This window comes from Candidatus Thiodiazotropha sp. AKAK3, assembly GCF_058244645.1.
In genome coordinates, this window is sequence record NZ_JBSYOQ010000059.1 from 43974 (window position 1) to 58107 (window position 14134).

A 14134-nucleotide genomic window follows, 5' to 3' on the forward strand; every position below is an offset into this window, starting at 1 on the left:
AAACAACCGCCACATCTACCCGTAGGGTGGGGCCATGCCCCACCAAACAACCGCTACATCCACCCGTAGGGTGGGGCCATGCCCCACCAAACAACCGCCACATCTACCCGTAGGCTGGAGCCATGCCCCACCAAACAACCGCCACATCTGCCCGTAGGCTGGAGCCATGCCCCACCAAACAACCGCCACATCTGCCCGTAGGGTGGGGCCATGCCCCACCAAACAACCGCCATACCTATCCCAGATAACGCCAACCCTACCGCAACATTTCCTCTTACCCACATAGAGCGTGGGAACGAATAAAAACACTCCCCCTCAAAAAAGAACGTCTTTCCTATACCGCATGCCCAAATCACCTCAATTCACCATTACATTGATATTAATAGTTAAATAAGCTAAACATGAACGGGTTCAAACCCACTTCTGCCCCAGACTTCATGGAAGACGCCATTGAGCCATAAAAAAGCACATCGTTCTTTCAAGACCCATAAAGAGCAGCAACAGCAGCGCCAATGCAGGCGGTGCAACCCATGACACCCCCCGAGCAGACACTCCCCGAAGCAGAAGCCCGCAAGATCATTGACCAGAAACTGATCGCCGCCGGATGGGTCATCCAGGATAAAAACCGAATTAACCTGCATGAATCCCTCGGTGTGGCTGTCAGGGAGATGGACACCAGTACCGGCCCCGCCGACTACATGCTCTTCGTCGAGGGCAAGGCCTGCGGCATCATCGAGGCCAAGCGGGAAGGGACCGACCTGGGTGGGGTAGCCGAACAATCGGCCCGTTACGCCAGCTCAAACACCCAATTCATCCAACGCTGGGTGCCTGAGAATGAGCCACTCCCACTACTCTACAAAGGGATCAATCAGAAATTTTTTCATACAAACAAAAGCAAGGCCAAAGTTACCGTTACAATGGAACAAATAATTCGATAGTTCAGGAAGTATTCATTTAATGGCCATAAAAAAAACCGAACTCTACTCCTCCCTCTGGGCCAGCTGCGACGAACTGCGCGGCGGCATGGATGCCTCGCAATACAAGGATTACGTCCTAACCTTCCTCTTCCTCAAATACGTCTCCGACAAATTCCTCAACGACCCCAGGGCGAAGATCGTTTGCCCAAAAGGCTGCACCTTCCCCGACATCGTCAAACTCAAGAATGACAAGGAGGTGGGCGAGAGGCTCAACATGGTGCTGGAGGGGATCGGCAAGGAGAACGAGTTGCCGTGGCTGGCGAACAAGGACAACGACTTCAACGACGAGGAGCGCCTCGGCAAGGGCAAGGAGATGGTCGATCGCCTCTCCAACCTCATCGGCATCTTCGAGGGTCTCGACTTTATCGGTAACAATGCCCAGGGCGATGACCTGCTTGGTGACGCCTACGAATACCTCATGCGCAACTTCGCCACCCAATCAGGCAAGAGCAAGGGGCAGTTCTATACTCCTGCGGAGATTTCCCGTGTTGTGGCGAAAGTGGTCGGCATCACCAAAGAGACCACTCAGGATAAAACCGTCTACGACCCCACATGTGGTTCCGGCTCGCTGCTGCTCAAGTCGGCGGACGAGGCGGCTAACGGCCTCAGCATCTACGGCCAGGAGAAGGATGTCGCCACCACTGCGCTCTGTCGCATGAACATGATCCTGCACGACAACGCCGATGCGGAGATCGCCCCCGGCGGCCACAGTACCCTGGCCGAGCCCGAGTTCAAGGAGGCCAATAACGCGCTGAAGAGCTTCGACTTCGCCGTGGCCAATCCCCCTTTCTCCTTCAAGGCGTGGAACACCGGCTTTACCCCGCTCGAAGATCAATACGCCCGCTTTGAATACGGTGTCCCGCCGGAGAAGAACGGCGACTACGCCTTTCTGCTGCACATCCTCAAATCACTCAAAAGCAGCGGCAAGGCCGCCGTCATCCTTCCCCACGGCGTACTGTTCCGTGGCAATGCCGAGGCCGACATCCGCCGCAACCTGATCAAGCAGGGTTACATCAAGGGCATCATCGGCCTGCCCGCCAACCTCTTTTACGGCACCGGCATCCCCGCCTGCATCATCGTTATCGACAAGGCGGGAGCCAGGGCGCGCCTCGGTGATCAAAGCTGCGGCATCTTCATGATCGACGCCAGCAAAGGCTTCATGAAAGACGGCCCCAAAAATCGTCTACGCAGTCAGGACATCCACAAAATCGTCGACGTCTTCAACAACCAGATCACCCAGAGCTGCTACAGCCGCATGGTCCGGTTCAGCGAGATCGAGGCCAACGACTACAACCTCAACATCCCCCGCTATATCGACAGCTCCAACCCGGAAGACCTGCACGACCTCTCTGCCCACCTCAACGGCGGCATCCCCAATGCCGATATCGAGGCGTTGGACAACTACTGGCAGGTCTTCCCCAGCCTGCGCAAAACTCTCTTTACGCCAGAGCGCGAGGGATACAGCAAGGCGCTGGTCAAGGCCGCCGCGGTCAAGGCAACCATCCTCGAACACAAAGAATTCCAGGACTTTGCCGAGCAGGGTCTCGCCCTGTTCCACGACTGGAAGATAGGGGCCGACCTCGCAGCGATCCAGCAGGGCGACAATCCCAAGGAAATCATCCACCGCATCTCCGAGGCGCTGCTAAAGGCCTATACCGACGCCCCCCTGCTCGACCGCTACGACATGTACCAAATCATCATGGACTACTGGGCCGAGGTGATGCAGGACGACGTCTACTTCATCACCCAGGACGGTTGGCCCGCCGCCAACGCCCTGCGTGAGCTGGTGGTGAAGAAGGGCGAAAAGCTCAAGGAGACACCGGACCTCATCATCAACAAGAAAAAGTACAAAGCCGAGCTGATCCCCCCCGCCCTTATCGTGCAGCGCTTTTTTGCCGAGGAACAACAGGCGCTCGATGCCCTGCAAACCAAACTCGATAGCGCCACCCAGGCGCTGGAGGCCTACATCGAAGAGCATGCCGTCGAGGGTGGACTGCTCGAAGAGGCGCTCACCGACAACGGCAAGGTCAACAAGGGCAGCGTCACCGCCAGGCTGAAACAACTCTCCGTCATTCCCGCGCAGGCGGGAATCCAGGATGAGGTCGCCGCCCTCAACCAAGCGAAAAAACTGATCGACGCCGAGGCCGAAAACAAAAAAGCGGTAAAAACTGCACAAGAGGAACTGGATAAAAAGGTCTTCCTGCAATACCCCAAACTCACCGAGGCCGACAACAAGGCCCTCATCGTCGAGGACAAATGGCTCGCCACCCTGCAAGGCCGCATCATCGCCGAGATCGAGCGAGTCACCCAGCAACTCGCCAACCGGGTGAAGACGCTGGAGGAGCGTTACGAAACACCGCTGCCGGAACTGACTGAAGAGGTGGAGACACTCAGCACCAGGGTCGATGCGCATCTGCGAAAGATGGGGTTGGTGTGGTGAGCGGGGGAGTGAAGGAGGCCAGTGCCGAGTACCGGAGTGCCGGGCGGGTGGATGATAGTCCTAAGGGGTATAAGAGGACAGAGGTTGGAATGATTCCTGAGGATTGGGAGATCACTACCATTGGTGTTTTCGCACCACTTCAGAGGGGTTTTGATTTGCCCAGCAGAGATCGTATTAGCGGTGATTTTCCAGTGGTTTATTCAAATGGGATTGTTAATTATCACAATCAATATCAAGTCAAAGGTCCTGGGGTAATAACCGGAAGGTCTGGAACTATCGGAAAAGTACATTATGTTGAGTGTGATTATTGGCCGCACAATACCGCGTTATGGGTCACAAAGTTTAACAACGCTTTTCCAAAATATGTTTACTACCTTTATGAAAGTGTAGGGTTTTCACGATTTGCGAGTGGTTCAGGTGTTCCAACATTAAATAGAAATGATGCTCATTCGTTTAAACTCGCAGTGCCTGGAACACTTGAAGAACAAACCGCCATCGCCAACGCACTCTCCGATGTCGATGCCCTGATCACCTCACTGGAGACCCTAATCACCAAAAAGCGCGCTATCAAAACCGCCGCCATGCAGCAACTGCTGACCGGCAAAAAGCGCCTGCCACCATTCGATAAAACCCACACCGGTTACAAACAGACCGAACTGGGTGAGATTCCGGAGGATTGGGAAGTTACGACTGTTGGAGAATTTGCGCCTCTTCAGAGAGGGTTTGATCTGCCTAATAGAGATAGAGTAGATGGTGTTTACCCAGTGGTTTATTCAAATGGCATTGTTAATTTCCATAATCAATTCCAAGTTAAAGGCCCAGGTGTTGTAACTGGTCGCTCTGGAACGCTTGGGAAAGTGCACTATGTCGAAGGAAATTATTGGCCACATAACACTGCACTATGGGTGACAAAATTTAATAATGCTGATCCAAAGTTTGTATATTACCTGTATCTAAAGATTGGGTTTTTGCGTTTCGCTAGTGGTTCAGGAGTGCCAACGCTTAACAGGAATGATGCACATAGCTATAAAGTTGCAGTACCCTCTTCAAAAGACGAGCAGACTGTAATAGCTAGTGTGATATCTGATATGGATATAGAGATAGGTTTGCTAGATGTGCGCCTAACCAAAACCCAACAACTCAAACAAGGCATGATGCAGGAACTACTAACCGGGAGGACACGTTTACTATGACCAGTGGTCGTTCAGTTGAGTATTTAAACGCCTTGTTGCGGGAGTTAAGTGCGCTGCCCTCAGAAACAGAGTGGGTTGAATTTAAGGAGAATAATGAAGAACCACAACTTATTGGTGAGTACATCTCTGCTATCAGTAATTCTGCGGCCTTATGCGGTAAGACAAGCGGTTATGTGGTTTGGGGCGTGCATAATGTAACGCATGATATTGTTGGCACCACATTCTCACCACATACGACTAAAAAGGGCAATGAAGAGCTGGAAAACTGGCTTTTGCGATTATTGACTCCGCGTATCCACTTCTATTTCTACACGCTTGAAATTGATCATAAATCCGTCGTTATACTCGAGATTGCACGTGCGGCACGCAGCCCCGTGCAATTTCAAGGTATTGAATACATTCGTGTTGGTTCGTATAAAAAGAAACTAAAAGAATATTCTGAAAAGGAGCGGGCACTCTGGCGCGTATTTGATGAAATACCTTTTGAGCGAATGATAGCACTTGAGCGTATGGCCGATGATGAAGTGTTGAAATTGCTTGATTACCCCGCCTATTTTGAATTGCTCGATCTCTCACTGCCCGATAATAGACAGGGTATTCTTGAGCGCCTACAGGTTGATGAAATGATTATGCCGTGTGAAGCAGGCGGATGGAATATTACTAATTTGGGTGCCGTTCTGCTGGCAAAAAAACTGGATGACTTTACACAATTAAAACGCAAGGCAATGCGCGTTATTGTCTACAAGGATAATAGCCGTGTTGAGACAGTTCGTGAGCAAATGGGTACAAAGGGGTATGCCGGTGGCTTTGAGGGGTTAATTGGATACATCAATAACCTGTTGCCTCGAAATGAGATCGTAGGTGAGGCGTTACGCAAGGATGTACCTATGTATCCTGAACTGGCTGTGCGCGAGTTGGTGGCAAATGCGCTTATTCATCAGGATTTCTTTTTAAAGGGGACTGGGCCGATGGTGGAAATATTCTCAGATAGAATGGAAATCACCAATCCAGGTACGCCTCTGGTTGCAACAGATCGTTTTCTTGATAGCCCGCCAAAATCCAGAAATGAGGCAGTAGCTTCATTTATGCGACGCATCGGTGTTTGTGAAGAGCGTGGTAGTGGTGTTGATAAAGTGGTTTTTCAAACGGAATATTATCAATTGCCTGCACCAATATTTGAAGTCACTGATGAACATACGCGTGCCGTACTGTTTGCGCATAAGGCGCTCAATGATATGGATAAAAACGACAAGATTAGAGCCTGTTATTTGCATGCCTGTTTAAAATATGTGAACAGGGAGTTTATGACAAATTCCAGCCTGCGTGAGCGATTTGGTATTCTGACTAAAAACAGTGCGATTGCATCCAGGATTATTAAAGATGCGCTAGAAGCGGGGCTGGTTAAGCCAGTTGAAGATGATATGTCCCGCAAACACAGAAAATATGTGCCAATTTGGGCGTGAATGAAAAAAATCTTATTTGATGGTTATTTGATGATAATTGAGCTAATAACGAATTATGAGCAAGCGAGGCTTTGCAACATATTGAATAATCAAATGAAATGCATTAAATGTCACGATCGCCTTATTTGATAGAAGTGGGTAAAAAGGATGGGACGATAAGGGATAATTGAGCAAATCTCTCCAGCCAAGCGTAGAAGCTGGAAAGTATTGGGGAAATAGGGAATGAGCAAGATAGGCCAAATCGAACGTGTCACACAAAACCGCGTGGTCGCGCTGTTCCAGAAACAGCTGGGCTACGACTACTACGGCGATTGGCAGGATCGGCCCGAGAACTCCAACATCGAAGAGGACTACCTGCGCGACTGGCTACAGCGCCAGGAGGTAGACGAGGCGATGGCAAACAAGGCCATTCGCAAGTTCAAGCGCTCCGCCGCGGTGGGCGATGGCAAGAAACTCTACCAAGCCAACCAAGCGGTCTACAGCGAGCTGCGTTACGGCGTGAAGGTGCCGCAGGGTCAGGGTAAACAGGACAAGACGGTCTGGCTCATCGACTGGAAGAATCCCCTCAACAATGACTTCGCCATCGCCGAGGAGGTGACGGTCAGGGGCGACAACACCAAGCGCCCCGACGTGGTGCTCTACGTCAACGGTATCGCCCTCGGGGTGATCGAGCTGAAGCGCGCCAGTGTCGGCGTGGATGAGGGGATACAGCAGAACCTCGACAATCAGAAAAAGACCTTCATCCGCGACTTCTTCACCACCATGCAGTTGGTGATGGCGGGGAACGACTCCCAGGGGTTGCGCTACGGCACCACCGAGACACAGGCCAAGCACTATTACAGTTGGAAGGAGGAGAACCCCGCCTATAACCCCGAGGTGGATGATCGGCGCAGGAAATGTCTCTCGGTGGATGATCTGGACAGCATCGACGAGCTGCTCGACTTTGACCTGATTCAGCTCTGCAATAAAGAGCGCTTTCTGGAGATCATCCACAACTTCATCGTCTTCGATTCGGGGACAAAGAAACTCTGCCGTCATAACCAGTATTTCGGCGTCAAGGCGGCGCAGCAACGTGTAAAAGAGAACAACGGCGGCATCATCTGGCACACCCAGGGCTCGGGCAAGAGCCTGACCATGGTCTGGCTGGCGAAGTGGATACGCGAGAATGTGGAGAATGCCCGTGTGCTGGTGGTGACCGACCGCACCGAGCTGGATGAGCAGATCGAGGGGGTCTATCTGGGCGTGGATGAGGCGATCTACCGCACGACGAGTGGCGCGGATCTGGTTGCTACTCTCAACGAGCCCAAACCCTGGTTGTTGTGCTCCCTGGTGCATAAATTCGGCAGGCGCGGTGAGAAGGACGACGACCAGGCAACCGATGACTACATCGAAGAGTTGATGAAACAACTGCCTAGGGACTTCAAGGCGAAGGGCAATCTCAATGTCTTTGTCGATGAGTGTCACCGTACCCAGTCGGGTAAGTTGCATCAGGCGATGACCGCGATCCTGCCCGAGGCGACCTTTATCGGTTTTACCGGCACACCGCTGTTGAAGAAGGACAAGCAGAAGAGCATCGAGGTGTTCGGCTCGTTCATCCACACCTACAAGTTCGATGAGGCGGTGAACGACAAGGTGGTGCTCGATCTGCAGTACGAGGCGCGGGATATCGATCAGTACATCCGTTCGCCAGAAAAAATCGACGAGTGGTTTGAGGTGAACACCGCCGGACTCACCGACATGGCCAAGGTGCAGCTCAAGCAGCGTTGGGGAACCATGCAGAAGGTGCTCTCCAGCAAAGAGCGGTTGGAGATGATCGTCAACGATATCTGGATGGATATGAAAAAGCGTCCGCGTCTGATGAGTGGGCGCGGTAACGCCATGCTGGTCTGTGCCAGCATCTACCAGGCGTGTAAGGTCTATGAGCTGTTTACCCTGACCGAACTGAAGGGTAAGTGCGCCATCGTCACCAGTTACCTGCCCTCACCCAATGACATCAAGGGTGAGGAGACCGGTGAGGGCTATACCGAGAAGCTGCACCAGTACGAGATCTACCAGCAGATGTTGGCGGACTACTTCGAGGTGCCGAAGGAAGAAGCGATCAACCGCGCGGAAGAGTTCGAAAAGCAGGTAAAGAAGCAGTTTAAGAAAGAGCCGGGGCAGATGCGCCTGCTGATCGTGGTCGACAAATTGCTAACCGGTTTCGATGCGCCCTCGGCCACCTACCTCTATATCGACAAAAAGATGCATGACCACGGCCTGTTCCAGGCGATCTGTCGCGTCAATCGGCTGGATGGCGATGACAAGGAGTACGGCTATATCGTCGACTACAAGGATCTGTTCCATAGCCTGGAAACCTCGATCAAGGACTACACCAGCGGAGCGTTTGATGCCTACGACACGGCGGATGTGCACGGCCTGTTGACCGATCGGCTGGACAAGAGCCGCGAGACGCTGGAAGAGGCGCGGGAAACAGTAAAGAGTCTCTGTGAACCGGTGCTGGAACCGAGAGAGTTGATTGATTATCAACGCTACTTCTGTGGCGATGTGGCCAACAGTGAAGACCTTAAGCTGAACGAGCCAAAGCGGGTCGCGCTTTATAAAAATGTTGCGGCGCTGGTACGCGCCTACGCCAATCTCGCGAACGAGATGAATGCGGCGGGATACAGTCCCGAAGAGGCGCAGGTGGTCAAGGAGGAGGTCGAGCATTTCAGCAAGATGCGACAGGAGATCAAGCTGACATCAAAAGATGAAGTGGATATGAAAAAGTACGAACCGGCAATGCGCCGCCTGCTTGATACCTATATCCGTGCCGAAGATAGCGAGACGGTGGTCGACTTCGAAGAGCTGGGACTGGTTGAGCTGGTTATCGCCAAAGCCGCGCAGTATCAATCGACGGCTGGCGGCAAGGTGCCTGAGGTGATGGCCGAGACGATTGAGAACAACATCCGCAAGGTGATCATCGACGGCCAGCCGATCAACCCCAAATACTATGAAAAGATGTCCGAGCTGTTGGACGCGCTGATCGAACAACGGCGTGAAGAGGCGCTGGACTACGAGGCCTACCTGAAAGAGGTCAAGAAACTGGCGCAAGAGCTATCGGCATCCGGGGGTACTACGTCGTATCCGGATTCGATGGATACGCGTGGCAAGCAGTCGCTCTACGACAATCTGGATCAAAATGAAGAGCTGGTGACACGCATCGATACGGCGATCCGTTACACTAAGAAGGCTGACTGGAAGCATAACCGCTTCAAGACACGCGATGTGGAACATGCTGTGAGGGAAGAGCTGGGTGAGTATCAAGTGAAACTCGATGAGGTGATCGAACTCATCAAAAACCAATCCGAGTATGACTGAGTTGGCCAAGGCGAATGAGATGCTGACAGTAAACGGAATTGCGGTGCAGGTGGTGAGGAAAGATATCAAGAATCTTCATCTTGCTGTCTATCCGCCCGACGGTCGCGTACGGGTGGCAGTGCCAAATCATATTACGGATGACAATGTGCGACTGGCTGTAGTCTCGAAGTTGAGCTGGATTAAAAAGCAGCAAAAAGATTTTCAAGAACAGACTCGCCAATCGGAACGACAGTATGTTTCGGGTGAGTGCCACTACCATTTTGGCAAAAGATGCAGGTTGCAACTGATCGAACGTGTCGGTAGCCACAAGGTCGAGCTTTTGCAATCGGGCAAGTTGAAGCTCTTCGTTAACCCCAATACAACCATCGCAAATCGTGAGAAGCTACTCGACGAGTGGCGACGCAACGAGTTAAAGAAGCGTGCAGCGGAGTTACTTGAAAAGTGGCAACCTATCATAGGCAAACAGGTCGTCCACTGCGGCATCAGGAAGATGCGGACCAAATGGGGTAGTTGCAATAGTGAAAAGCGCAACATCTGGTTGAATCTGGAATTATCGAAAAAACCGCCGGAGTGTCTTGAATACATTCTGGTACATGAGATGGTCCACTTTCTGGAGCGCGGACATAACGACAACTTCCGTTACTACATGGATAAGTTTATGCCCAACTGGCGTTTGGCAAAAAGACGGCTAAACCAACTGCCGTTGAAGCACGAAAACTGGAATTATTGATTATCTTGAGCAATTAGGAACTGCCCACGGTTTCCATGTTTTTTTGCTCTCGTTACAGTCACCATTTGGGATAGTCTAAAGCCACTCAATATCAGATGGTTAGCCTAGCCGGGCAATTTTGCCTGACGCCGTGTTGATGTGTCGTTCCAATGCGACTATGCACGCCCAAAACCGCTCGCTAAAGTCGCCGTCGTCCCTGGCTGCTTGGAGCTTATAAAGGTAATCCCTAGCCACTTCTAACGACTTTGCCCATAATTTATTGTCCACCGACGATACGATGGACGGTTCTGGCAACGCGTCAGGTAGTTCGCCGCTACGACGCGGCGAAAACCCCATGGGGAGCATGTCGTAGGCCGGCGCTAACTCGTAGGGCCGCCCGTGATCGCTCAGAAAGGAAAGATTACCGAAGTGCATGTCCGTGTTGCCGATCAGTGTGCCAAAGGCATGCAAAATGGCGGCACCGCTGTAGGCTTGTTCTTGAACATGCCCTTGTGCAGATAGTCGGCGCACCGCTTCGGGCCAAGCGCCGGCTCCCATTCCCACGAACTCGGCATCTAGGGCGGCTAATGAAACTAGACCGTGACGGCCCATATCTCCAACGCGGTCAAACCTCTCGATTTCGAAAAATCGCTGGCCGCCATAATCGAATAACCGTGTATTGACGGCGTCGACGCCAGCCGCAAGCAGCGTTTCTGCGGCTATATGCTCGGCCAGTAGCAAATCACGCCAGCGTTCTGCGACAGGGTTTTCCTCAGCCACCGAAAACTTTACAAGCATGTGGCGCGGACCATCAGACGTCATTGCATAGGTGACAAACTTCGGTTGTTCACCACCGGCAGATGACTCCGGCAATTCACCACGCGTTGCTTCGTCCGCCAATCTGACATAGGTCTCGCCTCGAACAGCGTCATCTACAGGTGTTTGGGCGGGCTGGCTCAAGAAACGCTCGCGAGAGCGATCCCCGAGCAGCAGATTCCCAACGGAGTTTTCACCGTGCCGCAGCAACGCGCGCAAAGCGTGCGTATCGCTCCACTCTTGCGGGTTGCTCGGCAGGCCAAGTTCGTCGGCATGCCGATGGGCGTACGCACGCCCAAGAAAGCCTTGTGGGCGCATGTCGTATAGCCACCACGGCAAGCCATCGTAATGCAGTCTAACTCCGTCCTCCTGCCGCATAATGTAACCCTCGGGCTGAACCGCGATCAGTTGCCCAAGCAGTCGCAACCGCCCTTCGACATCCACTTGGTAAACAGGCACGTCGTCAATACCGCGTGAACCATCGCGGATCGCGTACTGAATAGATGGACCTGAGCCTATCCGAACAATCTCATCGCCCATGCTGGAGATGGCACGGGAAATCGTGGGCTGACTCATGCCTGTTGATTCAACGAGTTGCCGAGTTCTCATTGGCCCTCCGGCAAGTCGATCTCGAATTGCTGAGATGTTGCTCATAAACAGTGAATAAAATAGTGCATAACTTAATGAATAGAATTGTGAATAAACATGTTACTGTGTAATACACCTAAAAATCAACGGCGTAAACCTGTGACAAGAAGGCCTCCGTGCCAAGCTCGATGGTAAAGCCGCTGTGGTAGTACCTGATAACGTCCTCTTCGAAGGCAGCGCTGGAGTATCTCGCGGAGAATGGCTTAACAAGATACAGGGATCTCGAAATGAGAGTTTTATAGTTGTCAGCTTGACATTAGTCATCTAACTGCCATTCTCAATTCGCGAATCGCAAATAAAGAACGAACATGATCCTTAAGCCACAAGACGTTCTGGTGCTGCTGAAACTGGTCGCAGTAGGCCAAGATACATGATCCTATAATCGACTGGCGCTAGAGCTTGGAATGAGCCCGTCGGAGGTCCATTCAGCGATTAAGCGTGCCTTGGCGGCAGGCCTTGCCGTCAAAAAACACACAGGCATACAGCCACTTATCAGAAACTTAGTCGAGTTCCTCCTGCACGGATTGAGGTTTGTATTTATACCCGAGCACGGGCAGCTGACTCGGGGTATGCCGACGGCCCATGCCGCACCACCGCTTAAGATGATTATCGTGTCTGATCAGGAGCCACCCCCCGTTTGGCCTGATCCTAATGGAGAAATCAGAGGTATGGCTTTCTCACCGCTGTATAAGTCTGCACCCAAAGCCGCAAGGCAGGATCAGGCACTCTATGAGCTTTTGGCATTACTGGATGCAATACGGGGAGGACGGGCCCGTGAGCGTGAGATTGCTGCCAAGGAACTAAGGAATAGGCTGGAACAGTATGACAAGAGCACAGAATCCCAATCTTGAGCTATTGGAACTGGCTGTTACCCAGCTGGGCAGTTGACAGATGAGTTGGTCTTTCTGGGCGGTTGCGCCACGGGTCTGTTGATCACCGAAGCGGAAGCTGGTTGATTCATTTGCCATGGTTCAAGTGAGGCTGTGACTGAAAGGTTGGATTGGTGCAGCAGGGCTGCACCCTGGATGTTATGAAAGTCATTGTGAGTATATAAAAGGGTAGACAATGTAAGGGTAATTGCTAGTAGCTCGCGTATACCAATACACTTAAAATCTAAGATAATCATTTATTCTACAGGGAGCGTAAAATGGATAGTGCAGTTGGTAATTATGGCAGCTCATTAGGTCGATCTGCAGCATCCACGAATTCACTTAATAACCCAGTCGCTAAAGACGATTCCACAACACAGAATAGCCTCAGTCCAGAAAATATGACGACTGGCGAACGTATTGCTAGTACCCCTACCACTGAAGAGCGCTTGAGAAACACGCCGAGCACTGCAGTAAAACCGAACGCTGCAACAGAAACATCCACTGATCTAGCTGATGAGACAAAACAGGTTCAAGCGACTTGGGAAAGCCTGCGAAGTTATCCAGAAATCAAGGCAATAGAGGAGAAGGTTGGTAAAATCAAGCTCACCGTAGACTATACAAAAAAGACTGGATATAACGCAGACGAAAACGAGATAATCATCAATCCAGCCTATGTAAAGAACACCCCATACAAAACAGTGATTAACGAGAGCATAGAAAACTCCCTGGCTAAACTCCCAGACAAAGACTATTGGGAATTCATGGATAATTATCCTGAAAGTTATCCTTTTTCGTTTGAGCGCCAACTGGTCCATGAGGCACATCATGCTTTACAACCAGATTATCAGTTACTCTACGATCTCAACCCTAGCCAGTTTGAAGCACCAGTAATCCAAGAAACTAATGAATTTATGTGGAACAATTTTAAGGAACCAGCCAGAGACCCTAACTGGCATTAACCATATCGTGCATATTCATCGTCCAGTATTTTTTTTAATTGTTTCCTGGTTTTTGATCTGTTCTTCTGCATGTGGGTCTTCATCTTGCAATGTAGAGCAACTAAAAAAATCGATTGGAAGAGAGATTATCGTTAGCAAAGCACAAGAATTATCAGTTATCGAAGAGAACTCTTTAAGAAAGATTACGCTTAACCCTGATGTGCCGCATAAGCCATTTGGTTTTAGGAATGAAAAATGGTTAGCTTTCAAAAATAAATTTCAACATGGTGATTGTTTAATCCACTTTACGACCCCTGAAGAGGCCTGGAAAAGACTTGCTGGTCTTGAAGGCTACGCCATCATACGTGGCAATGAAGTCATTGGCGTGTTTGTACTGAAGGTCAGTTGATTCTGTCTTTAGACGGTTTGGTGGGGCATGGCCCCACTCTACAGGCGCCAATATCACGTAGGGTGCCGGCCTTTCCGCACCTTTTCCTCAATTGAGCGCGGGAATGTGATGAAATCTCTGAGGCTGTGACTGATTGGTTGGTTTGGTTGGGCATGGCCCCACCCTACGGGCGCTAAAATCACGTAGGGTGCCGGCCTTGCCGCACCTTTTCCTCAATAGAGCGCGGGAAAAAGATGATACCTCTGAGGCTGTGACTGATAGGTCGGTTTGGTGGGGCATGGCCCCACCCTACAGAGCGCCAATATCACGTAG

General features: G+C 51.3%; 11 protein-coding genes. 9 read left to right on the top strand and 2 right to left on the bottom strand.

All coding sequences use genetic code 11. The annotated features are described in order from the left end of the window. Positions 1-15 precede the first annotated feature (15 nt). The gene (locus AC4IE7_RS14750) at positions 16-309 is read right to left on the bottom strand and encodes a hypothetical protein (protein WP_490777617.1); all 294 of its coding nucleotides are present in this window, start codon (positions 307-309) and stop codon (positions 16-18) included. A 221-nt stretch (positions 310-530) separates the two neighbouring features. Between AC4IE7_RS14750 and AC4IE7_RS14755 the strand changes: the two genes are divergently transcribed. From AC4IE7_RS14755 to AC4IE7_RS14780, 6 genes are all read left to right on the top strand, one after another. After that, a complete protein-coding gene (locus AC4IE7_RS14755; protein ID WP_490777618.1) occupies positions 531-938 on the top strand; it encodes a type I restriction endonuclease in 408 nt (135 codons plus the stop codon). Positions 939-957: 19 nt separating this feature from the next. Next, positions 958-3417, top strand: coding sequence for a type I restriction-modification system subunit M (locus AC4IE7_RS14760; RefSeq protein ID WP_490777619.1), 2460 nt, complete (start codon positions 958-960; stop codon positions 3415-3417). Between the two features lie 89 nt (positions 3418-3506). Then, the gene (locus AC4IE7_RS14765) at positions 3507-4610 is read left to right on the top strand and encodes a restriction endonuclease subunit S (protein WP_490777620.1); all 1104 of its coding nucleotides are present in this window, start codon (positions 3507-3509) and stop codon (positions 4608-4610) included. Next, entirely contained in the window at positions 4607-6073 is a 1467-nt protein-coding gene (locus tag AC4IE7_RS14770) for an ATP-binding protein (protein WP_490777621.1), read from the top strand. The genes AC4IE7_RS14765 and AC4IE7_RS14770 overlap by 4 nt, the downstream gene beginning before the upstream one ends. A 222-nt stretch (positions 6074-6295) precedes the next feature. Continuing rightward, positions 6296-9430 (top strand): type I restriction endonuclease subunit R, encoded by a 3135-nt coding sequence (locus AC4IE7_RS14775; protein WP_490777622.1) that lies wholly within the window; start codon positions 6296-6298, stop codon positions 9428-9430. After that, on the top strand, positions 9423-10160 hold the full coding sequence (locus AC4IE7_RS14780) for a M48 family metallopeptidase (RefSeq protein WP_490777623.1): 738 nt from the start codon (positions 9423-9425) through the stop codon (positions 10158-10160). Before AC4IE7_RS14775 ends, AC4IE7_RS14780 begins: the two co-directional genes overlap by 8 nt. Before the next feature lie 99 nt (positions 10161-10259). Here AC4IE7_RS14780 and yjjJ read toward each other — a convergent pair whose 3' ends face one another. Further along, a complete protein-coding gene (yjjJ, locus tag AC4IE7_RS14785) occupies positions 10260-11609 on the bottom strand; it encodes a type II toxin-antitoxin system HipA family toxin YjjJ (RefSeq protein ID WP_490777624.1) in 1350 nt (449 codons plus the stop codon). Positions 11610-12007: 398 nt separating this feature from the next. On the opposite strand from yjjJ, the gene AC4IE7_RS14790 reads away from it, so the two are divergent. The 3 genes from AC4IE7_RS14790 to AC4IE7_RS14800 all read left to right on the top strand — a co-directional run bounded on the left by AC4IE7_RS14790 (position 12008) and on the right by AC4IE7_RS14800 (position 13822). Further along, positions 12008-12454, top strand: a complete 447-nt coding sequence (locus AC4IE7_RS14790) for a hypothetical protein (RefSeq protein ID WP_490777625.1) — start codon at positions 12008-12010, stop codon at positions 12452-12454. A 296-nt stretch (positions 12455-12750) separates the two neighbouring features. Next, positions 12751-13434 (top strand): hypothetical protein, encoded by a 684-nt coding sequence (locus AC4IE7_RS14795; RefSeq protein ID WP_490777626.1) that lies wholly within the window; start codon positions 12751-12753, stop codon positions 13432-13434. A gap of 7 nt (positions 13435-13441) precedes the next feature. Then, the gene (locus tag AC4IE7_RS14800; RefSeq protein ID WP_490777627.1) at positions 13442-13822 is read left to right on the top strand and encodes a hypothetical protein; all 381 of its coding nucleotides are present in this window, start codon (positions 13442-13444) and stop codon (positions 13820-13822) included. The last annotated feature ends 312 nt before the right edge of the window (positions 13823-14134 follow it).